At 62.5% G+C, this 21,588-nt stretch carries 22 protein-coding genes; 3 read left to right on the forward strand and 19 right to left on the reverse strand.

Translation table 11 applies throughout. The features are described from left to right. Nucleotides 1-28: 28 nt before the first annotated feature. From QMY55_RS12590 to pilL2, 7 genes are read right to left on the reverse strand one after another with little or no spacing between them, the layout of a single operon-like run. Complete coding sequence (locus QMY55_RS12590; RefSeq protein WP_125277441.1) at nucleotides 29-778, reverse strand: TIGR03747 family integrating conjugative element membrane protein; 750 nt, start codon at nucleotides 776-778, stop codon at nucleotides 29-31. Next, nucleotides 775-2,958: a type IV conjugative transfer system coupling protein TraD gene (gene traD / locus QMY55_RS12595; protein WP_125277440.1), complete on the reverse strand. Its 2,184-nt coding sequence runs from the start codon at nucleotides 2,956-2,958 to the stop codon at nucleotides 775-777. The genes QMY55_RS12590 and traD overlap by 4 nt, the downstream gene beginning before the upstream one ends. Before the next feature lie 4 nt (nucleotides 2,959-2,962). Continuing rightward, on the reverse strand, nucleotides 2,963-3,511 hold the full coding sequence (locus tag QMY55_RS12600; RefSeq protein WP_125277439.1) for an integrating conjugative element protein: 549 nt from the start codon (nucleotides 3,509-3,511) through the stop codon (nucleotides 2,963-2,965). Beyond that, a complete protein-coding gene (locus QMY55_RS12605; RefSeq protein ID WP_125277438.1) occupies nucleotides 3,508-4,113 on the reverse strand; it encodes a transglycosylase SLT domain-containing protein in 606 nt (201 codons plus the stop codon). The genes QMY55_RS12600 and QMY55_RS12605 overlap by 4 nt, the downstream gene beginning before the upstream one ends. Continuing rightward, nucleotides 4,095-4,832: a TIGR03759 family integrating conjugative element protein gene (locus QMY55_RS12610; RefSeq protein WP_125277437.1), complete on the reverse strand. Its 738-nt coding sequence runs from the start codon at nucleotides 4,830-4,832 to the stop codon at nucleotides 4,095-4,097. Before QMY55_RS12610 ends, QMY55_RS12605 begins: the two co-directional genes overlap by 19 nt. A gap of 14 nt (nucleotides 4,833-4,846) precedes the next feature. Continuing rightward, nucleotides 4,847-5,488 carry a hypothetical protein gene (locus tag QMY55_RS12615; RefSeq protein ID WP_125277436.1) on the reverse strand — a complete coding sequence of 214 codons (642 nt, stop codon included), beginning with the start codon at nucleotides 5,486-5,488 and terminating at the stop codon, nucleotides 4,847-4,849. Continuing rightward, nucleotides 5,485-6,063 carry a PFGI-1 class ICE element type IV pilus protein PilL2 gene (gene pilL2 / locus QMY55_RS12620; protein WP_125277435.1) on the reverse strand — a complete coding sequence of 193 codons (579 nt, stop codon included), beginning with the start codon at nucleotides 6,061-6,063 and terminating at the stop codon, nucleotides 5,485-5,487. The genes QMY55_RS12615 and pilL2 overlap by 4 nt, the downstream gene beginning before the upstream one ends. Before the next feature lie 321 nt (nucleotides 6,064-6,384). On the opposite strand from pilL2, the gene QMY55_RS12625 reads away from it, so the two are divergent. Genes QMY55_RS12625 through QMY55_RS12635 form a run of 3 tightly spaced genes read left to right on the forward strand, consistent with a single transcriptional unit; the run spans nucleotide 6,385 to nucleotide 10,966 of the window. Then, nucleotides 6,385-7,014 (forward strand): hypothetical protein, encoded by a 630-nt coding sequence (locus QMY55_RS12625; protein ID WP_125277434.1) that lies wholly within the window; start codon nucleotides 6,385-6,387, stop codon nucleotides 7,012-7,014. Nucleotides 7,015-7,028: 14 nt separating this feature from the next. Next, nucleotides 7,029-8,996: a coiled-coil domain-containing protein gene (locus tag QMY55_RS12630; RefSeq protein ID WP_125277433.1), complete on the forward strand. Its 1,968-nt coding sequence runs from the start codon at nucleotides 7,029-7,031 to the stop codon at nucleotides 8,994-8,996. Nucleotides 8,997-9,001: 5 nt separating this feature from the next. After that, entirely contained in the window at nucleotides 9,002-10,966 is a 1,965-nt protein-coding gene (locus tag QMY55_RS12635; RefSeq protein ID WP_180729979.1) for a hypothetical protein, read from the forward strand. 137 nt (nucleotides 10,967-11,103) lie between these two features. On the opposite strand, the gene QMY55_RS12640 is transcribed toward QMY55_RS12635, so the two are convergent. From QMY55_RS12640 to QMY55_RS12695, 12 genes are all read right to left on the reverse strand, one after another. Continuing rightward, nucleotides 11,104-13,383, reverse strand: coding sequence for a helicase-related protein (locus QMY55_RS12640; protein ID WP_125277432.1), 2,280 nt, complete (start codon nucleotides 13,381-13,383; stop codon nucleotides 11,104-11,106). 135 nt (nucleotides 13,384-13,518) lie between these two features. Then, nucleotides 13,519-13,824 (reverse strand): hypothetical protein, encoded by a 306-nt coding sequence (locus tag QMY55_RS12645; protein ID WP_125277431.1) that lies wholly within the window; start codon nucleotides 13,822-13,824, stop codon nucleotides 13,519-13,521. Nucleotides 13,825-13,893: 69 nt separating this feature from the next. Beyond that, on the reverse strand, nucleotides 13,894-14,205 hold the full coding sequence (locus QMY55_RS12650) for a hypothetical protein (protein WP_125277430.1): 312 nt from the start codon (nucleotides 14,203-14,205) through the stop codon (nucleotides 13,894-13,896). Between the two features lie 102 nt (nucleotides 14,206-14,307). Next, on the reverse strand, nucleotides 14,308-15,453 hold the full coding sequence (locus tag QMY55_RS12655; protein ID WP_257504843.1) for a class I SAM-dependent methyltransferase: 1,146 nt from the start codon (nucleotides 15,451-15,453) through the stop codon (nucleotides 14,308-14,310). A 40-nt stretch (nucleotides 15,454-15,493) separates the two neighbouring features. Continuing rightward, a complete protein-coding gene (locus QMY55_RS12660) occupies nucleotides 15,494-16,144 on the reverse strand; it encodes a hypothetical protein (RefSeq protein ID WP_125277428.1) in 651 nt (216 codons plus the stop codon). 82 nt (nucleotides 16,145-16,226) lie between these two features. After that, nucleotides 16,227-16,634, reverse strand: a complete 408-nt coding sequence (locus QMY55_RS12665) for a hypothetical protein (protein ID WP_125277427.1) — start codon at nucleotides 16,632-16,634, stop codon at nucleotides 16,227-16,229. A gap of 91 nt (nucleotides 16,635-16,725) precedes the next feature. Continuing rightward, nucleotides 16,726-17,424, reverse strand: a complete 699-nt coding sequence (locus QMY55_RS12670) for a DUF3275 family protein (protein ID WP_125277426.1) — start codon at nucleotides 17,422-17,424, stop codon at nucleotides 16,726-16,728. A gap of 54 nt (nucleotides 17,425-17,478) precedes the next feature. Then, nucleotides 17,479-18,393: a DUF3577 domain-containing protein gene (locus tag QMY55_RS12675; protein WP_125277425.1), complete on the reverse strand. Its 915-nt coding sequence runs from the start codon at nucleotides 18,391-18,393 to the stop codon at nucleotides 17,479-17,481. A gap of 380 nt (nucleotides 18,394-18,773) precedes the next feature. After that, on the reverse strand, nucleotides 18,774-19,586 hold the full coding sequence (locus tag QMY55_RS12680) for a GTPase (RefSeq protein WP_125277424.1): 813 nt from the start codon (nucleotides 19,584-19,586) through the stop codon (nucleotides 18,774-18,776). 279 nt (nucleotides 19,587-19,865) lie between these two features. Next, nucleotides 19,866-20,144, reverse strand: coding sequence for a uridylate kinase (locus tag QMY55_RS12685; RefSeq protein WP_102774531.1), 279 nt, complete (start codon nucleotides 20,142-20,144; stop codon nucleotides 19,866-19,868). A gap of 96 nt (nucleotides 20,145-20,240) precedes the next feature. Then, a complete protein-coding gene (locus QMY55_RS12690) occupies nucleotides 20,241-20,978 on the reverse strand; it encodes a DUF5983 family protein (protein WP_125277423.1) in 738 nt (245 codons plus the stop codon). A gap of 209 nt (nucleotides 20,979-21,187) precedes the next feature. Further along, a complete protein-coding gene (locus tag QMY55_RS12695; protein ID WP_125277422.1) occupies nucleotides 21,188-21,580 on the reverse strand; it encodes a hypothetical protein in 393 nt (130 codons plus the stop codon). Between the last annotated feature and the right edge of the window lie 8 nt (nucleotides 21,581-21,588).

The following is a 21,588-nucleotide window of genomic DNA, read 5'->3' on the forward strand; positions in this document are numbered from 1 at the left end:
AGAACCTGCGGATGACCGGATTGATGGCCTAGAGGTACTTCTTGAAGCTCCCTGCAGTCAGGCTCACGGCCAGTCCCAGCAAGCCGGCGCTGGGCAGCAGGATCAGGAGCGGATGCACCGAGATCGGTAGCGCCAGGTACGTCACCCAAGGCAGTACGGCCAGCGGCATCAGACTGGCTTTCGCTCGGTGGTAGATAAAGCCGGACTCGCGGCCCGCGCCGAACCGGCGCACATCCCGCCTCACCAGTCCGTCGATCAAACCGACAAATGCCGCCGTGAAGATCAGCGGAAGCGTGAGCGCCAGGACCAACAGACGCACCAAAAAAGTGAGCGTGGTGAAGGCGGCAGCGATCAGGTAGCTTTCGGCCCAAACATAGACTTGGCTGATGAAGTAGCGGAAGTTTCGTGTCTGCCCCTGACTGGGCGCGCGGGCGCGCTCGGCGGTCTGGCTCATGCGCTCCAACAGCCCCGATCGCACGAACACCCATTCGTAGCCGGTGTCCACCAGCTCGTGCGCCGTTCGCCCCGGCTCCTGCACGACCACGCTGCGCGTGAAATGCTTGGACAGGTGCCCCAGCTCGTACTGCAACATTTGCTGGGAGTGCTGCCAGCCCTGGTCTTTCCAGAACAGGTGCATGCCGATGCACTCCATCAGGATCGAGAACAGCAGCGAGCCGACCAGTACCCCGAGCAGCCGGAACGGCAAGGTGATGGTGCCGACGGTCAAGCCCTGGCGGCGGTTCTGCTCGCGCTGCGCAGTCGAGGCGGCATCGCTCATGGCGCGGCCTCTTCGCTGGCCGTGTCGCCCGTGTCGGTGATGGGTGTGGCGATGGCCGCCTCATCGATCAAGTCGTCCGGCAAGGCCGCGTCCTGCAAGACCGGGGAGCTGGTGAACTCCCACCATTGCGTGGCCTCGCTGTAGCTTTGGCGCATGTGCCCTGCCAGTTGCTGCAAGTCCGCCGGCATCACTTCATCCGGGTCTGGCGCCGGCAACGGCATGCGCACCTTCCAAAGCTGGCCGCCCTGCAGCAGCGCGAAGCACTGGCCTTTGGGCAGGCCGACGATGTGCGATGGCTCGATCATCGGCACGCTGGACATGCTGATGCGGTCCTGGGTGTTTGACGTAAAGTCTGTCGCTCCACGAATATCGGAGCTGTCGGTCGCGCCGCTGACGATGGTGGTCGTATAGACCTCGACCTTCGGCAACTGCCGGGTCAGCAATTCAGCGGTAGCCGTCTCGCGCACGCGCAGCATGAACAGGTTGTTGAAGTTGCCGATCACCTGACCGGCCTTCGCGCGGTTGCCGATGCGGGCTTCGATGTCCGAGAGCGTCTGTGTGTACGCGGTAACTTGTAGGCCAGCGCCGCCGCCCTTGTTGATCAGCGGAATGAACTCGTCGCCCATCAACTCGTTGAACTCATCGGCGTGGACGTTGATCGGCACGCGCGTGCCAGCCGATGCGCCCGGCAGACCGTCGTCGATCCCGTGCTTGTAGATGTGGCCGGCGACCGAAACCAGGTCGGAGAACATGGAATTGCCGACCGCCGCGGCGACCTCGGCGTCGGACAGCGCGTCCAGGCCGACATAGACCACGGCGCGCTTTCGGATGACCTGCATCCAATCGAAGATCGGACGCGGGTCGGCCAGGTCGGAGTAGTTCGGGGCCAGAAGCTGGGCGATCTTGCCGCTGGTGAGCTTCTCCAGCAGGGGCAGCAGCGATGCGACGATCTTGTCGAAGTAGGTCTTGTCGTAGCGCACTGCCGAGCGCAGGCCGTCGAGCACCGGGTCATAGTTGCGCGCCTGCGAGAGGTACTGCTCCAGCGCCACCACGCGCTTTTCGCGCCCGATCATGTTGCGCGGGATGTTCTTTTCGTTGAGCTTGGCCTCGATCTGGACGATCACCTCCCAGGCCTTGGGCTCGGTCTTGGCGAAGTAGTGCTGGGCGTACTCGATGAACAGCGCATCGATGTTGATCACATGGCGCTGGATCAGCATGTAGTCCGGGCGCTGCCCCAGTTCCACCAGGGCGCGGGCGATGATGTTGACGAAGCGCCACGCAAACTCGCGAAATGCCGCGCTGTTGCCTTCCCCGGAGAGCTGCCCTGCAACACGGGTGGCCACCTCGCTGATGCGCCCAAAGCGGCCCACGGCGTTGTAGCGCGCGGAAATGTCCGGCCAGCCCAAATGGAAGACATAGAACTCGCCCTCGCGGCCCGCACGCTTGGCCTCGACGTACACCCGCTTCAAGAGATCGGCGTCGCCCTTGGGATCGATGACGATGACGACCTCGTGCTCGCCGTCGGCGTTCTTGCGCCGAATGTCCTGGGTCACGAACAACTCGGCCAACCGCGTCTTGCCCACGCGCGTGGTGCCCAGCACCAGCGAATGCCCGACGCGCTCACCCAGCGGCAGGCTGACGTCCACCTCATCGGGTTCGATGCCGTGCAGGCGCGGCAGGCCGCCCACAGGCGGCAGCGGGCGCACCGGGTTGAAAGGCACATCCCAGCCCGTGAGCGCGGGCAGCCGGGACAGCGGGAACGGCGCGAACTCCAGCCGTTCCTCCAGCCTGCGTGCCAGCCGGTAGGCCGGCGTTGGCTCGACGTAGCGGCGAAATTCCGGTCGGTACGTCTGCATGAGCCTATGGGTGTGTTTCTGCTCCCACAGAAACCCGCGCCCCACGAACAGACGCTGCTGGCTGACCGGCACGTCCTTGCTGGTCATCACGTAGCGCGGCAAGCGGCGAATGTTGCGCCGGTAGCGCAGGATGACGCGGGCATCGCGGTAGCGGATGGCACCGTAGGCGCAGAACGCCAGCGCACTGCCGACGCCCATGGCGGGGCTCAGCGCGAGCGACCACGGTGCCACCAAGGACAGAAACGCGGCGCCTGCACACGCCGCGACGGTATAGAACTCCACCGCTGGGCGCAGCAGAACCTCGACCGGCTGTTTCCCCGACATGGCTTCATTGCTCGATGCCGGTGGCTGTGATCAGCACCGGGTAATGGCGCAGACCCAGGCGCTCGGCCAGGTCGTCACCGACCACAGGCGCAAGGGGCACGCCCGGCACCAGGGCGCGCAGCCGTGCCAGGCCCTGCACGGTCTCGACGTTAACCACCAGGCCCACCGCGCCGCGCTCGCGCAGGGATGTTGCCTGGCGGCGCAGCCAGGCTTGGGACGCCTCGTCGTCGCCGACGACCACGAAAGGCCGCAGGCCCGGTGCCTCGATCACCCGCCGCGCGACGGTGCCAAGCGTGAGCTTGGCACTGCGCACCGGCAACATCGCGGCCTCGTCCATGGGCGTGGCGGGCACCGGGAGCATCGGGATAGGCTGTCGGGCCGGAGCATCGGCGCGCGGCTGAAGGTTCAGAGCCTCGTAGTACGGCAGCGCCGATGTGCCGCCACGGTCTTCGACCACGATCAGCGGCTCGCCGGCGCTCGAGGCCAGTGGCAGAGCCGCCAGCAGCAAGAGCAGGCCCTTCAGCGTGAGGTTGGCCAGAGGGGGCTTCGTCATGGGGATGTCTCCTGGTGCGCGGCGAGGGCCGCGGCGGTTGGGTGCGTGCCCTGCACACGGGCAAGGTGGCGCGACACGCTGCGCCGGTAACGTGCGGCAGGTTCTCCGCCCGCAGGGCGGTGGTAGCGACCGATTGCCAGTAACCAGTCCTCGCCAGTGGTGTGCTGCTCCTTCAGAATTTCAGCGGCGAGGGCGAGGTTGCGGTATGGGTCGAGCAAGTCGCACGGGCTGACATAGCGCTGCTGGTGGTAGCCGAGGTTGATCTGACCCAGGCCCGCGTCGATGCGCGTGTGCGGCGTGGCGCGCATCGCCTGCTGCAAACCGGCGCAAGCGTCGGCGCGTGTGGCGTAACGACGCGACTGGCCAGCGACGTTGAGCGACCACGGCCATGGGACGATGCGCCCGTTGCGGCGGATGCCGCTCTCCTGCAAGGCCACGGCGTAGAGCACCGTCGAGGGGATGCCTGCGCGCTGGGCGGCGAGTTGGTAGGCCGGTGGCGGAACCTCTTGGGCATGGGCGGCGCAGGCGTACAGGCCAGCAGCGAGCACCAGTGCGCGTAAGCACTGCGAAACGGAGGTGGCCGCTATGGCTGGCGTTGCCATTGGCCGTTCACCTCGCGCACGACTGCTGGAAGGTCGCCGGGCAAGCTCAGCGACAGCCACCGCCCGCCATCATGGTTGAGCGTGATGCCACCGCTGCGCACGCGCGCCGGATCGACGTTCGCACGCTTGGCCCAGTCGCGGATACGTGTGTCGTCTTGGCGGCTGCCAACCATGTACAGGTCGAACTCGGTGCCGGAGGATTGCAGGCGCTGCACAAGCTGCCCGCAGGCCGCGCAGCCGTCCTTGACGAACACTGCTGTGCGGCCTGAACCGCGCAAGGGGTTGGCGCTTGTGCCGGCGCCGGGTTTTTCGTCAGGCAGGCTCACCCGCTGCATGCCGGGATTTAGGCGCTGCCAGGCCTCGTCGTAGGCACGCTGGTAGGCGAGCAGCTTCTCGACACGGCGCGCCTCGATCTGCACCTGCAGTTCGGCGTAGCGGCGCCGTTCCTCGTCGGTGCGCGCCTCGATGCCCAGGGCGGACAGTGGGTCCAGGTTGGGCGAGTAGATGCCCAACGGCCCGTCCATCAGTTCGCGATAACGCGCCCACTCCTGCGGTTGCAGGCCCCAGTTGCTTGCCACACGGTCGTCCAGGGTGCGGGCGATCAGCGAGCGCTCCTGACTTTGTGCATTGCGGGCGGGAGCCGTGGCCGGCTGCTGCGCCCAGGTGGGCAACTGGGCAGACGCGAGCAGAAGCGCGGAAAGGATGATGGCTGGCTTCATGTCGTGTCCTCAGCTCAAGGGATCGCCACGCGACGGGTCTGGTCGCCGGCCTGAAACACGGCGGAGTTGCCCTCGACCGCCTGAAAGCGCCATGGGCCGAGCGAATCGCCGGGCAGCAGCACCTCAAGCTGGTCGGGCGTGTAAGACCCGGCGCTCGGCGCAACGGACAGGCTGCGTTGACCAGCGCGAAGCTCGGCACCGACGATGCGAAATGGCAGTGGCGGCGGTTCTGGTTTGGCGGTGGGCCTGCTCGGTGAGCGCGGCTGAGCGGGTGCTGCTGCGCGCGCAACGGTCTGGCGCGTCTTGATTTGCTCGACCTCGGTGCGCAGCGCCTGAAGGTCGTCAGCAGCGGCATAGCCGCTCAGCGTTTTCTCGAACTGGGCAGCGCGTGCTTCCAGGAGTTCGCGGGTGTCTTTGAGGTCTGCCGCCGTTGCGACGGCTGGACGCTGCTGGATGGCATCAATGGTCTCGGCCAGGCCCATCGCCTGCGCTTCGAGACGTTGCAGGCGGGTATCAAGCTGATTCTGGTCGGCCTGCTCGTTCACCGCCTGGTAGCCGAGTGCGACGAAAACGCTGAGGCCGATCAGCCAGAGCCACATCAGGCTCTGCAACACCACGGCGGTGATCGGGCGACGGGGAGACTGCGCGGCATTCATGGCTGGCCTCCCGAAACCGAAGGCATCAGCGGAAACGTCTGCACCGCCTCGGCAACAGGCGGCTCGTGTGCGTGCTCGGCGGTCGCGCTGCCTCCAGCCTGCTCAAAGCAAATCTGCCGTGCCCGGTCATTCGCATGCAGTTCCCAGGCCGGGCCAGCCAGGGTGAGCAGCGCATCGCGCAAGGTCATGGGGCCAAGATGCAGGTGCGCCGCCGGCAGCGGGAGCGCATACAACTCGCTCACGGCGCGGGACGTCTCGCAAAGCTGGTAGCCGCTGCGTTTGAGCACATGCCGCAGGCCATCGCCCACCGTGGTGCGGGCGTCCTCGGGCATGGACACGTCGATGGTCTGCAACAGCAAGTCACGCTGCGCCGCCGTGGGTGCCAGCTCGACCAGCGTGTAGCGGCCATAGCGCACGACGGGAATGAACTCGAGTGCCTCGGGTTCGGGAACGGAGGCGACTTCTTCTATGGCGTCTGGCACCAGCGGCGCGGTCGTGGTCGTGCAGCCGCTGGCCAGCGCTGCAGCCAGGAGACCAGCGCCGACCAGACACCGTGATACAGGGATTGCGGGCATGGCATCGGCTCTTCTGTTGCGATGCCGATACCTTGGCGGCGCGTCGCTGCGCGGTCAGCCAGGAATGCGAACTGGGTGGTGCCCGCTTTTCTGTCTTGGGGTAGTGCCGGGGGTGGCAATACGAAAGCGGAGACCGTCTCTATCTGTCATTCCTCGCCAACTTACTTTGGGTTACATTGCCCGAGCATGTGCCTTTATTGGCCTTGCCTGCAAGGAATCGATCTGGATCAGGATATGCCCACAGGATCACTGCTCGCATGCTGTTGTGGGTCGATGGAATTTGGCGACTACCAAATTAGGTTCTAGGAGAAACAAAGCGGCATGACGATTCGGTCACCTCATCGCGATGCACTGCGAATTTTGTTCGTCTTAAGAGCAGGAGGCAGCCCTGTCGAACCACCGACGGCTGAGCATGCTCTCGTCTTCAAAGGCGAAGCACGTCTACAAGCTTTCGATTTTTGGATGCGAAATCCAGACTATCTTGCGGCGGAGTTGCTTGATTTGTTCGCAGAGACAAAGGACAAGAGCTACTACAAAGCAGCGCAGGTGATCTTGGACGACGAGGAGCCTGACCTCCGCCGTGTTCCTATGGTTCGGTACTTCTTTGGTGCCTATGAGCGGCTGGATGATGCCCTCTCGCTGCTAAGGTCCCGGGATCTGATTCGCATCACTGGCACCAAGGGAGCCAAAAACAAGGTCTTGGAGACAGATTTCGTTCTTACGAAGTCCGGCTATGACGTCTGCTCGACCGCAGTGTCGCAGGAGCCCATTCTTCAATGGTATGCGGATAGGGCTGCATTGGTAGCCAAGATCGCGGGTCCTATGGGTGGGACAGCTTTGAAACAAAAACAGTATCAGCGCGCGAGCTACGCAGAAACCAAGTTGGGCGGAGTTATCCCGGCCATCACCGAAGATGTACGAGTTCGCCTGATACAGCTGAAATCCGTGTAACGATGGGGAGAAATATGGCAAAACCCAAGGAAGAATGGCTGCGCGCGATAGCAAATCGAGCAGAAGTGGAGACTGCCGCAGTTGAGGGCGTCCTTTCCGCTCACCGAATTCAACCATCACCTGTACTTGCCCAGCCTCGCAGACTTGTTCTGCGAGAGATCGAGTTTTCTGGCGAGAAAGATGGCATCGCGAATGCTGGCCCTTTCGCGTTTTCCTGGACGGCCCTTGATCACGGTCTGTGGGCCATGCTTTCTGAGCATAACCTACGGGGCAAATCAACCATCATCGAAATTGTTCGATGGATGATAAGAGGAAGACCATCAAGCAACTTGCAAGACGATGTGCGACGATGGGTTCATGCCGTGAGGCTGGGATTCCTCCTTGATTCAGACGAATACGAGATCGTTGCCAGAACTCAGGGTGAGCCTATCGGCAGCCTGTACCGTATTCGTGCGCCCAGCCCTAGCGGAGGCAAACCGGGGAAAACCGTTCTTGCCGACTTTGCTACCGATGGCGAGTTCGAAGCAGTCATGGCAGATTTCTTCATGCGCACGTTCGCGATGGATCCGATATCGACTTGGCGACAGGGAAAAGAAGACGAAGGTCAATCGGTAACACATAGCTGGGTATCCTTTTCAGGCGCCATGTTCATCGGCACTAACTACGAGGTACTCCTTGGCGACATGCCCGTCACCACTGGCCTCACATCGCGGTTAATGCAGATGTACCTCGGCGTTCCGTGGGTTTCAACACTCGCTGCTGCGAAGACCGCGCACCAGATCGTTGAGCAAGCTGTTCAAGTTTTTGCGAGAAAAAATGAACAGGGGCATGAGGCAAGCAAAGAGCGCATTGCAAGCATTAGCGCCCAACTGGCAGAGAAACGTGCCGACCTAGCGAAGATTCCAAGCGATGAGGCCTTGCGCAACGCCATTGATGCGGATGCGGCCGAGCTAGCTGATATTCGTCGCCAAGAACGAGCCATGGTCGAACATGCGGAACGCGCCGTTGCCGCGCTCCGAGAACTCACGGCCATTCATCAGGAGGATCGGCGGGACCTTCAGACACACATGGATGCCATGTCCGCAATGGCAGTGTTTCGTCGTCTGGAACCCAAGTGTTGCCCTCGTTGCGACCACACGATCTCCAAGGTGAAGAAGGAACTTGAAAGTTCCAACCACTCATGCTCTGTTTGCGGTGAGTCGATCACGAGCTCCGAAGATGGCGAGACGATCAAGGCTGAGCTGCAGGAGCGGGTTGCGGAATCTGATTCCGCAGTAGCGCGCGCCTCGACCAAAAAAGAAGAAGTGGAGGCTGACTTAGCCACCCTTCGAGAAAAAATTGACATCTTGCAAAGTCGTCTTGAATCAGCTTCTAAAGAGCTAGGTTCCGCAGTGCGACGGCAAGAGGTCGCAATAGCCGTAGCTGCTCTGGAAGGTCGGCTGGCGGAGGCCTCAATAAGCCCAGTTGCACAAGCTGACAACCGAAGCGACGAACTGAAAATTCTGTCTGCTGTCGTGGCGGAAACAGAGGCTCGGGTTAAGGCCGTGAGAGATGGTTTGCTCACCGATGTTTCTGCACGCCTGGTTGAATACGCCAAGGCCTTCGGAATGGAGAACTTGTTGGAGGCGTCACTGAAGGGAAACGCAGCTCTATCTTTGGTCAAAGGAGGAGTGCCCACGAGCTACAGCAAGGTAACGGAAGGCGAGAAGTTACGTCTGAAGGTGGCGACCGTTCTTGCGATGATTGAAATCTCTGAAGCGCGGGGTATTGGTCGGCACCCGGGATTGCTCATGATTGATTCGCCCGCTGCTCAAGAAGTATCCCCTGTCGACGTCGATCACCTTATTGCGGGGCTTCAGGAAGTTTTTACCAAGCTGCCGCATTTTCAAGTGTTTGTTGCCGGTATCTCGTCCAAGGCTATAACCGATCACATACCGGAGACGAATCGCCGTGAGGTTGCCGGCAATGCGTTCCTGTGGTGACCAACATGCATCCGATTGAAGCAGAACTTATAGAGGCCGTGAAGAGCGGGCGGGACTGGCAGTTGGAAGATCTTGGCGGGATCACGAAGCTTGCGTCGGCAGCACGATCGCTCGGTAGCACGCCCATGATGCCCGAACTGCTTCACCCGCTTGTGTTGGGGTGGAACGATGCAAAAACAGCAGATCGGGACGTGTACAAAGGCGTCCTGCACGATCTATTGGAGGTCGCAACAACAGATTTCGTACTCCTTGAAGCGGTCGATATCCTAGAACATCATCGCCCGCTGCCGGACGACGGAGATGAGTGTTGCTTCATGCTCTTCCTTGCAAAGGCCGCAACCGGCGACCATTCGCTCTCTGGGCTATCGCGCGGCGCGGCGCTTGATGGCGCGTTTCGCTGGGCCGGAGACAACAGGCGCTGGCAACTTCGCTTACTGGACTTCTTCCTCGGTCTTGCGCCAAGCGACGATACAGAGTTCCTGCGGCGGGCCGCCAAGATTGTCGGTGTCGCTTTTTCGCACTGGCGTGACAAGGAGTTGGTCGAGGTTTTGCACAAACTCGCCCAACTCGAAGCGGTCCGGCCCGAGGCAGCATTCGAGTTGGGAATGGCGGCTCTTGCTGAAGCCATGGATAGAGGGGACAGCAACGCGGCAGTCACGGCATTCCGTGACGCCAGAGACTGGTTTGGAGAGTCCGACGGAGTGTCTGATCACCATCCTGAAGCCAGCTTGTACCTCGATGGCCTCGACCTACTCCTGAGCTTCCACAGCGGGGCCGCAAGCGCATCGATCAGTGTCGTAAGCACTCGCGTTCAGCAGCATGCGTTCGAGCTCCACGCCTGGTCCGGAGGTTCCGGCCCTCCGTGGCTGGGGGCGAGGCAGACCGAAGCGGTGTGTTGGAGTGTGTTGGCCAGTGCTGTTGCGGGACTGGCAGGCGCACTTGACGAACCGAGTTGGTGGGAACCGGCTGTTGTCATCGAGGAAGGTCTCCTGTCGGTGTACAGCGCAAGTCGATCGATCTTGCGTCGAGATCAGCACGGTGGCGTCGAAGCGATGGTCAGGCCTCGAATACGTGCAAGTGTCGCCACTCGGGCCGGACAGGTGCATCAAGTTCGCATGTGGCTCCAGCAAAACGCGACCCATGAATGGATTGCGGAAGCGCAGGATCTGATTGCACAGATTGATGCCTTCGTTGAACAGTCAGGCGGTCGGGAAAACCCTCCTGAGGCGGCGAATGAACGGGCCCGGCTCGCCGCCATCATCGCAGGGTCCAGCATTCCAGAAGAACAGAGGAATGTCCTTCTGGGTGTAGTCGCGAACGCCATATCTCTGCAACTTTCCAACATGACAAGTGCCGAAGCCGATGTCATAGAGCGCTGCTGTAACGAAGTTCGTGGGCACTCCGACTACAGCGCGAACACGAACGGGGCACGTCTCTTCGATACCGTGCTTCTCTGGTTGGTTCGTTTTATTTTCAATCGTCTGGAATTGACTAAGGGCGATGACCCAACTGGCGCCTATCTCTTCGAACGCGATGATGGTTCACTGCCTCACGAGGATGAACTACAGCAGGACTTTTTTCGCTGGGTGGCAACGTATGCAGCAGGGAGCGACCTTGAACCGACAAACATTGCGAGTGGCAGAGCCGATATACGTCTGAAGTCTGGCCCAGAACGTCTCGTTGTCGAGGTGAAACGTGAGGAAAAGGACTGTTCTTTCGATGCGCTTTTTAAGTCATATGCAGCACAAACGGCGGACTACCAGAACGTCAGCATCCGATTAGGCGTACTGTTGGTGCTCGACTTGGCGACACCCAACCGCGAAGGCACCCCGCATTTGACGAGTTTATTTGAGGCTCGCCGCGTTCATCGCTCAGGCGAGGATCAGTCGCGGTTTATCCTAATTGTCAAGATTCCCGGTCGGCGCAAGAGACCAAGCGATCTTACAAAGCTTGCCAGAACCAGCCGGTAGCAGTTGCTCTGCGCTTGTTGGCGTTCATGGAACTTGTTGGGATAAGAAAAAGCACAGCCATGTCCACGTAAGCGTGGGCATGGCTGCAAGGTGGAAATGAGTGAGCCGGCGGCGCTAGGCCGACGATGGCGTGGAAATCAGGCGGTGACCAACTGCCGGGCCAGTGCGACCTCGACGGAATCACCGTCCTGGTTCAGAACATCCAGCCCCGATTCGGGCACATCGCCCGAGGTGGACTGCGAGACCATGATCTTCTTGGCCATCAGTTCCAGGCAGGTCATCTGCGAGGAACCGGCGTAGCCGAGGTAGATCACGCACACGGGCTGTTTCTGCCCAATGCGCCAGGAGCGGCGTGCTGCCTGTTGGAGCGAGTACACGTTGTAGCCACTTTGCATGAACACAATCGTCGGGAACTCCAGCAGGTCCAGCCCCGTCTTGACCAGCTCGGGATTGGTGACGAGCACGTCGATGCCCCGGTCCAGTTGCTCGGCGATCCAGTCCTCGCGGCGGCTGGCATCCACGCTTGCGCGCAGTACCGCCACCTTGAATCCTTCCTGCTCCAGCAGCCCCTTCAGGCGCGACGTGGTGTCGCGCGTGCCGGTATAGACCGTGTAGGCCAGAACCTTGCGGCCCTGTGTCTTCTCCTGCTTGCAGATGTCGATCAGCTCACGCTCCTTGGGGCTGATCTCGAACTCATTGAACTGAGCCGGGACAAACGCCAAGGTGTTGCGCGTGCGCGGATGCACCACGGTCTCCGACCGGAAGCAGCAATCCGGCCAGGCCAATAGCACGTTGAGCACCACACCCAGCAAGGTCGTGTCGCGTCGCGCCAGAGCCTGTTTCAGCTCTGCGGTCAGCCGACCCGCCAGATCGCGGTAGGCCGCAGCTTGCGCCACGTCCATCTGGACTTCACGAAACTCCTCGTCATACGGCGGCAGGACGTTGCCGCCGATGTCCTTGAGCTTGAGGAAAATCGTGAACGGCAGGATGCAGCGCAAGACGCCTTTCGGGCCGAAGCCGGGAGCCTTGACCGTGCGCACCGATACCTTGGTGCCATTGGCTGTCTTGTGCGCCGTGCCGGTGCTCTCGGAATAGATGTCCTTGAGGACGCCGTGATCGCGCATGAACGCCATCGCAGCCGAGGTCATGCTGCCGCTCGTGGTCGGGCGGTAGCCGTCTTCGATCATCCGTCCAGGCAGCGCCCGGAACAGCAGGTAGAACAGATCATCGCCATAGCCGCCCATCAGCGTGCCGGTCAGCAGCAAGGTCTTGCGAGCCTTCGCCGCCAGCACGCCCATGGCCTGGCCCTGGGCACTGCCACCGTTCTTGTACTCGTGCGCCTCGTCGGCGATGAGCAGGTCGAACGTGCCTTGCGGCAGGTAGCGCTTGATGAACTCGGACGGTTGGTAGCCGCCTTCGCCAAAGCCAAACTCCATGTTGGCCATCGCACGTTCCATGCGCGTGGCCTGACGGTCGGAAAACACCAGCTCGCCGTTGCCATCCATGAGGTTGATGAACTCATGGATGTTGTCGCCCAGCATCGAGGCCAGGAAGCCGTCACCGAACTTCTGCATCAGCTTCTGCGCGGTGACCTCCCCGATGGTCGGGATGCGCTTCAAGGCTTTGAGGACGACCGAGGACTGGTCACTGCCGGACAGGCTGCGCGGGCGGATCAGCGTCCACAGGGGCGCGGCGCAGTGGCTGCACTTCCTGCGGGACTCCTCGGCTTCGAGCGAGATCGGGTTGACCGGCTCGCCGTCGAGGTCGGTGATGAGCGTGCCGCAGTCCGGGCAGGCTGCCACGTCGCCGTGGCGGGTGCGCCGCTGGGTGAAGACCGGCTTCCAGTGGAACCCCATCCGCATCCTGACGCGGCCCAGGATGAAAAACTCCTGGCCCGTGGGCTGCACACCCAACTGCTCGCGCAGCTTGATGAGCTTGACCAGCGTGTCCGGGCCATTGAGCACCCAGACCTTGGCGCCGGCCACCGTCTCCTGGATCTCGCGCCGCCACTTGTAAACCAGGTGGGGTGGCGAAAGCACCAGGGTGCGGCGGTAGCCTTCGGCGTTGAGCACGGCGGCCGTGGCGATGCCGACGGTCGTCTTGCCGCAGCCCATTTCACCGTTGACGATCGCAGCGCGCTCGCCTTGATCGACCAGCAGCTCGGCGGCGGCATGGACAACGTCGGCCTGGGCCTGGAACAACTTGCGCTTGAGGCTGGCGACGACGAGTTGTCGCTGCGCCTGTGCTTGACCGGCATAGACCGGCGGGTTGGCGCGGTTGAGAGAGTCGAGCAGTTCGTCGCCGAACTCGCCGACAAAATCCTGAAGGCTCAGGGTGAGAGGGTTGGATTCCGCTTCGAGCAGTTCGTCCTGTACGGGCGCTGAATCGTTGGCGGTGGTGTCGAGATCGAGGGACATGGTGATGCTCCAAAGAAAAATGGGACATGCACCACCCCAGCGGGGCGATGGCATGCCCCGTGATGGGAAGATAGACGGCGAACCGTCGGTGGTTGGACAGTGCAGGCGCTCGCGGCCTACGGTGACAACTCGCGGTCAGTACTCGGACGGCAGCACGATGCGGGTCGCTCTGCGATCTGCTTCGGTGAAGATGCGGATGCTCAGGTCACGGGTGACGACGTAAAACGAATCGAGGCGTTCGCCAGACTCCAACGCAGCGTTGTTCTGTTGCCATTGGTTATCTGCGACGTCGCCCCAGTCGCCACGCATGTGGCGTTCGAAAAGCGGCATGGGATCGAGCCGGCCTTCGTTCATCAGGCGTTCGACGCCTTCGCTGAACTCCAGTGCACCGATCTCGAACAGCCGTTTGCGGCGGTGCTTGTCATGTTGGTTGGATGTCATGTGGCTTCCTTCTGAGTGAAGGGGCTACGGCACCCTTGCGGGGTGTCGGTGGCCCCGCGTTGGAGAAGATCAGTACTCGCTGGGCAGCAGCAGCGTGGTGACGCTGCGATCCCATTCGGTGATGATCCAGAGCTTCAGGCCGGGTGCGACCTGGTAGGAAGAAAACAGACGATCCTCGCCGGACTTCAGCGCGGCATCGTTCTGCCGCCTGTCGCTGTCGTCGAGGTCGCCCCAGTCGCCACCGAAGTGGCGGCGCAGATACGGAATCGGGTTGAGCCGGCCCTGTTGGACCAGGTCATCGACGCCGCAGGTCATGACCACCTGGCCGGGCGAGAAGCGCAGGCTCGGTGTCTGGCTGATGGAAAGTGCTTGGGCTGCCATGGAAGGCTCCTTGATATGGAAGGGCCGCGGCACCCCATCGGGGCGACTGGACCCCGGTGGGTGGAAAAAATCGACGGCGAACCGTCGGCGGTGGAGAAACGATCAGCGGATGGTCAACACCTCGCCCCGCGTGGCGGAACCCGGCGTCATGTCCCAGGCGCGGATGACGGGAACGAACTTGTCGGTGAGGATGCGCGTCTCGGCAATCGAGCCGTCTTCGCGTTCGGTGAATTCCCGCTGGAGCGTCTTGTCCTTGTGGGTGTCACCTTTGACGACGAGCACGCGCCCCGTCTTGGATTGCACGACTCCCGAGATCGCGCCCGCAGCCAAAGCCAGGGCGAGATGCCAGTGGGACAAGGCCCGCGCCGGTGGACGCAGCGTCTGCTGCGCGGCCCCCAACTGGGTATCCCGCGACGGCCAGAGGCCTTGCAGCCTGCCAACCTCATCGGCGAACTGCTCCGGCTCCATCGTCACGCGGAAGAAATGCCCCGGCTCCGCCGGGCTGGTGGGGACGATGTACGGCAGGAACGGCCATTCGCTCGGCAGCTCCTCGGCTTCGACTTCGCCAAGCCCAACCTGCAGCAGCAGATTGCGCACGGCCTTGACGCCATCGGGCGTCTGCTCACGCTGGCGCACCCGCCGTCCGAAGATCACCACCTGCTTGAACTGCGTTTCCACCGCTCGGTAGATGCGCAGATCGGTGTAGTGGCGCGTCAGCCAGCCAACCAGCTCCGCGTCGAGCACGTAGCCGGGGACGATGAAGACCAGCACGCCGCCGTACTGCAGCAGGGGCAGCGTGCGCTGGTAGAACAGTTTTTCGAGGCGGGCACGGCCCTGACCCTGATAGCCAATGTTGCCGTTGACATCCTTGGACAGGTCGCCATACGGCGGATTGAGCCAGAGCAGCCCAAAGGACTGTTTGGAGATCATCGTGTCCATCAGGTCCGCGTGCAGGCAGTGATCGACCAGGCTGCGGGCATGGCGCGCCCGCTCTGCGTCGAACTCGACGGCGAACGCCCTGGCCTGCTCGCGCCCGAGGGCATGAGCAGCTTCGGCGATTGCCACGCCTTCGCCGGCGCAGGGATCGAGGATGCACATCGGCCCATTGGATTCAGGCGCACTGGGCATCAGTGCATTGAGGGCTCTTTCGAGCGTCGGTTCGTCGGTCGGGAAGTACCCGTTCTTCACGAAATTGCGGGCGAGCCGCGGGAACATGAGAGCCATGGAAGTCTCCTGGTTGGCGGGGATGAATAGAGAAGGCGCGCCTTGGCGTGCCTGCGCAGGTGGGTCAAGCCGCTACCGTTTCCGGCGTCCAAATCTTGGCCGGATAGGGATAGGCGGTGAGCACGTCACTGCGGATCAGCGAGCCGAGCGCCTGGGTCAGCGCCGGCACGTCGATGGCGAGCCGATGGCCCACTAAAGGCCCGAGGGCGAATGGCAGACGGGTCAGCATCTCGCGGCTTTGCAGCAGTTCCAGCACGGTTTCGCGCCAGTGGTCGAGCAATGGCAGTGGGCAGGTGTCCTGCACCAACGTCCACAGGCGGTCAAGCCGGTGGTCGCTATCGCGGGGCAGCAATGCCAGTGCGCTGGCGTTGGCCTTGTCGGGCTTGACGCAGCGCCGATCGAACAGCCACACGTTGGACAGCGAACCGAACAGCGTTCGCCGGTAGGCGCGGGTCATGCGCTTTTCCAGGCGATCGACGTTGCCGACGAACACCGGGACGCTACCGTCCTGGTCGGTGATGAGGTGGAACTGCTCCAGCCCCTGCTCGTCGCGCCCGAGGGTCAGGCGAGCCAGGAACTGCTGGACGGCGGTGTCCCGCGCCCAGATCGACAGGAAGATCAGGTTGCCCTGGTCATCGCCGACGCAAGCGTCGGCCATCACGTCCGGGCATTCGTCGATGCGGTACAGCGTGGTGGAAGAAGTGTTTGCGGGCATGGTGGTGTCCTCGGATGAACGGGAACAGCACCGCCCGCAGGGGCAAGTGCTGCCCCTTGGGGTGGAAGTAAAACGCTCTGGTTCAGGCCGTCAGCGCCGTAGCTGGGGCTGTGGTCGCCTTGGGTGCGCGCCGCCGTGCGTGGTAAGCGCGAACGCCTGCACGCCAGTCGGCGGACTGCTCCGGTGCGAGGTTCAGATAGGACAGCGGGCACGAGTAGTAGTACGGGTGCATGGATTCGTCCAGCGGCTTGTAGCCCCACTGGCTGCCGCTGCGTTCCAGCAGATCGCAGCGGATGGTGCGCAGGGACTGGCCCGGTGCGAGATCACGGTGTACGCCTTCGGCCTTGGCCGTCACTTGCACAACGGACCAGAGGACGTTGCCACGCAGCGCGTGGGCGATGACCTTGACGCTGGCGCGCTCGGTCTCTTGCGGTGCGATCAACTCCGCGATCAGTTCAGACCGCGATTGGGGTGAGAAATACCAGCCCATGAGAGGCCTCCTGGAAAAATTGAGCCAGAAGCCTCCCCGGTGGGGAAGACCCCCGGCGGGTGGATGAACACCGCAGATGCGGTGTCCAGTACTACGCAGGTTGCAGTTCGGCCTGGCGGCTCCACTCCTGCGTCTTGAAGTCCAGCGCGTAGCCCAGTTCGCCCAGGCGGACGATCTGCGCGCGCAGGGTGCGGCGGTCGATGGTCGAATCCAGTTTCACGGACTCGCCCAGTGGCCAGAGCAAGCTGAACAGCGCGGCGTCGCCATCTTCGGTACTGCCGGGAGCAGTTGCCGCAGCGGGCGTCGGCGCATCCACGCCGAAGGGCGTGGTATCGACCAGCGGATCCGTGGATGCCTGCACGGGTGCGGGCTTGGCGGGCTTGGACGTTTTGGCAGTCTTGGCCGGTGTTGCCGGCGTTACTGCAGGCTGCGCGCCCAGCTCTTCATCGAGCGGATCGACGTCCTGGGTGGCGAAGCTGCGTGCCTCGTCACGGCTCAGTTTGTCGATGTCGTAGAGCGTCATCCCGTCCAGGCTGGCACGGATCTCGAAGCGCATGCCGCCACCGACCGGGTAGGACTTCGGGAAGATGTACCTGATGATGAATTCCCCGTCGTACTTGCCTTCGGGGTATTGCTCCAGCTCCGGGTCCTTGACCTCGAAGGTACCCAGGTGCGTGGCGAGGCGACCGACCGTGAAGGGGCCGTTCTTGCCGCGGATGGTGCGCAGCGTGAGCTGGCCGGGGACGACGATGGGCGAGACCGATTTCTCGGATGCCGATGTGGCTGCCATGATGGTTCTCCTTAGCGATTGGGAAAACGACAAGGCCCGCGAGGGCCTTGCCGATCAGAACGAAGCAGCCAATGCCGGCTCCTGCTTCTCGACTTCACCTTCGGGCTCGCGCTCGGCGGGCTCGGCAGGCTGATCGGCAGCGGGGTCGGCGTCCTCGGCTTCGGACGCGGATGCGTCCTGGGCTGGCGGCGTCTCGGCTTGCGCGGGGCTCGTCGGATAGACCTTGGTGCCGTCGATCTTGATCAGGCCGATGTGGATCAGCGTCGATTCCAGGCTTGCGGCCGGTTCCCCAGCGCGTTCACCCTTGGTGCGGATGTACGGATCGATCTTCATGTCGTTGAGACGGAAGGCGATCAGCACCTTGCAGTCCCCTTCGATGGCCTGCACGCACCGGCGAACCAGATGCTCGGCTTCAGGGGTGGTGACGATGGTGTCGAAGTACCGATACTCCGGTTCATCGACAGGCCCGGCCAGCGCGGCGACGGTGCAAGAGAGGAACGGGTCGCCATCTTTGGGCGTGACGTCCTTCGGACGGCTGAGGTAGCCGATGCCGCGGGTGATCAGCTCGTGCTGCCTGATCGAAGCCAGTTCGGCCCGGTCAAGCGGCTCGGCCTTGAGTAGGCGCGCCTTGAGGGACGCGGCGGCTTGACCTTTCTGATCGCCCTTGTCACGGATGTATGCATCGCCCCACAGGTCGCCGAGGCGAAAGCGCACCAGTGGGCGCTGCTTGGGATCGTCAACGCCGATGTAGCGCTCGACCAGCTTCTTGGCCTCGGCACCCGAGACCTTGACGTCGCAATAGCGATAGCTGGGGTCCTTTGCGGAACCGACCAGCGCGGCGATGGTGCATGCCAGGAAAGGCTGCGCGCGGCGGCCGCCCCGGACAGGCACTTCACGGGCACGCTGGATGTAACCGATGCCCGAGGTGTGGAGGTCGAAATACGATTTCTCGTTGGACGTGGTGCTCATGGTGAATCTCCATAGGGATGAAGCGGAGACACACCGGCCCCACGCTGCGGGGAAAGGTGCGTAACCCCGCGATGGGTTGATAAGGCGAAAGCATCCACCACCAGAGACTGGTGGCCGCTCGCGGATGGATGTGGTGCGAGCTGGCTCGGTCACGCAGTGGGAACTGCGCCGCAACCTCGAAGACCGATGGTTGCCTGGCATGTCGCTGACAACGTCAGCAGGCATGGGCTCAGCATGGCCGGGCCTCGCGCGCGAGACAGCCATCAATCGGCATCCGGTCGATTCCCTTTGATGAAATCTCCCAGGCAGAAAAAAGGCCCTCCTTCCGAATGGAGGGAGAGCCTGTGGGGGGGGCATGTCGCCTGGTTCTTTTCGTGGTGTCACGCCGGTACAGCGCGGCGCCGTCGGGACGTCTCCGCGCCGATCACGCTCACATCGATCAGACGCCAGCGCCCGTCGTCGATGAGCCGCTCCAGCACTTCGCCGAGGATGTCGAAATACACCTCGTCGTGCCGATCGACCAACTCGCCGTCGCGGCGCAGCTCCACCGCATAGGTATCGCTGCCGCGCTGGTAGAGGATCGTCACCTGGCCGGCGAACTTCGCGGTCGAAACCGTGAAACTGATCGCCGGAGGCGTTTCGATGATCCTGGACGGCTTCGGATCGACCCAGGTGAAGTCGTGGGCGCCCGCATCGACCAGCATGTGGGTGATGCGCCGGAACCCGTCGGGCGCCGGCATTTCCTCCAACTGCTCGATGAGCTGACCCAGTTCCATGCACTGCGGCTCGGGAATGGGCAGCTTGGCCGGCGCGGAGCCGAGGATGTGTGTCTTGACGGTGTAGGGAGTGCCGTCGGACATCATCTCGGTGCGCTCTTCTGGCGTGTCCGCACGCAGACCGTCGAAACGACGACGGGCATAGGGTTGGACATGCACCTTGGTGCCCTCACTGGGAATGCTGGTCACCAGGTTGGGATCGAGTACCGCGAACTCGCTGGGCTTGAGCTTGACGACGATGGCGTCTTCGCTGGCTGCGACCACCTTGCCGTCGAAGGGCTGGGGATCAATGATGAAGCCCAGTGTCGAGGACTGTGGCTGATCATCGAACACGCGGTACTTGAACGACCGCACGTTGCGGGGCACATGGCCTGCGACCAGCGAAGGCATCAGGGTCTTGATAAGAGAGCGATCCATGTGAATCTCCTTGAGGAAGAACAAGGGATTCCCCGCCCGCAAGGGAGAGGTCCCTTGTGGGTGAATGGGCGCAATGCGTCCGTAGGAAGAAACAACCAGCACGGTTTCCCGCGCTTGCAGCCTTGAAGGTCTTGGCTGCCTGGGCATGTGTCGGCAACGCCGACGAACATGGGGCAAGGATGGCCCTGGAGTGAGCCGCCTGCGCTCAGGAAACCGCACCGCGCCGCACCCGCTTTCCTGCGTCGCGACAAGAAAAGCCCCTCGAAAGGGGCTGGGTGGTCAGGCTTGGTACACGAAGTAGTGTTCGCGCTGACGTGGAAAGAACACGTGCTTCCACGTGTCGCCGCCGGTGTTGCCACCGTCGAAGACGACCATTTCGTAGGCATCAATGTCGGTGTCTGCCAGATCGGCGCTGGCGATATGGCGCATGTGCAGCATGCCGCTCAAGCGCTCGAATACCAGGATCTGGCCGATGGCGTCGTCCTGGCCCATGGCGTTGACGCAGGCTCCAAGCTGATGCTCGAAGTCGCGTGCGGGCGAGATGAGGTCGGGGAACATAAAGTGCTCCTATGGAATTGGACCAGCCCGGCTCCCAGAAAGGAGACGGGCTGGCATGGAGGACAAAGAGGAAGGTGGGCGCGTGGTGTGTTTGCTCTAGGACTCGGCCAGCGGCAGGCCCAGCAACACGGGCGCGTCAGCGTCGAGGATGAGGATGCGCACATCGGCCTGCCCAGCCAGTTCCAGGATGTTCGCCAGGTCGTCTGGCATGCCCTTGCTGCGGTGCTCCTGCCGAAGCTGCTCGGCGGTGATGCCCTCGGCGTGCTCCAGGTTCTTGTCCGTCCAGGGTGTGGAGATCAGCTTGACGCCGATCGCCGGGCTGTACGGAACCCGAAAGGCGATGAACAAAAAGGCCTCCGGCGTGGCAAGATCCGCCAGATTGGCGAGGTACTGGTCGGTTTCCGGGCTGATGTGCGCGCTGCTGATCTCCCAGCATCGGCTGTAGTAGCCGGTCTCGAAACTCAGGCGCTGCACGACTTCCCGCGCGGCCTCGACCGAATAACTGTCACCAACGTGGATCAGGCGACCGTCGAAGTCCTCGCCATGAATGGCATAGACCACGGCATTGATCACGCCTTCGCCGTTAACGCCTTCATCGGCATCGCATTCGGCCAGTACCTCGGCACTCACAGGTTCAGAGCCGTTCGTGACCACCGCGAAATCGCTGGTGACGATGCAGGACGATGAAATCAGTTCCTGGTCGGAAAGGTGTTGCTGGCTCGGGTGGATGTTTCGCCAGACATGCGGGCTTCCGTCCTCGTAGCTGATGGACAGCGTGCGGACGATGTTCAAATTCCAGTAGCCGCGCAGAAAGGGATTTGGATTCTGAGACATGGGAACGCTCCTGATTGAATAATGGAGCCAATTCCCGCCACCGGGAATTGGACCCGGTGGGTTGAAAGTGGAAAATGCGTCAGGCAGAGGTGATCGTTGGCTTTGATTCAGCCTTACGCTGGGCAACGGAAAGGAAATTGAGGGACATGACCGTGTAGGCGCATGTCTCTCGTGGGGAACGAAAAGGCGATGGTGTGCCGGAAACGGGGTCACCAACCGCTGTAGTTCAGCATCAAGTCGGCAATGACCTTGCGGCGTTCCAGGTCGAGACCGTCGAAGTCCGACAGCCCGTGGAAGTGGCAGCGTTTGAGCATGGCACCGCCCTCGCGCGCGTTGTAGAAGCTGACCATGGCGGACAGAAACATGCGTTGCCCGCTGCTCAGGACACCGAGGGCGTCGTTGAGCCGCAGCATGTTGGGACGCAGATCCCACTTGCTCTTGGCCTGGTTCAGGCCGTCACGGGTGCCATCGCCAAACCATTCGGGGCCAGCGATCTCGGCACCACGCTTCCAGGCCTCGAAGAAGGCTTGGGGCGCGGCAGCGAAATGCTGCTCTTCCCGCATGATCTGATCGACGACTTCCTGCGGCAGCAGTTGATTCATGGCGTGAT

The organism is Comamonas resistens, assembly GCF_030064165.1.
Taxonomy (GTDB): Bacteria; Pseudomonadota; Gammaproteobacteria; order Burkholderiales; family Burkholderiaceae_C; genus Comamonas; species Comamonas resistens.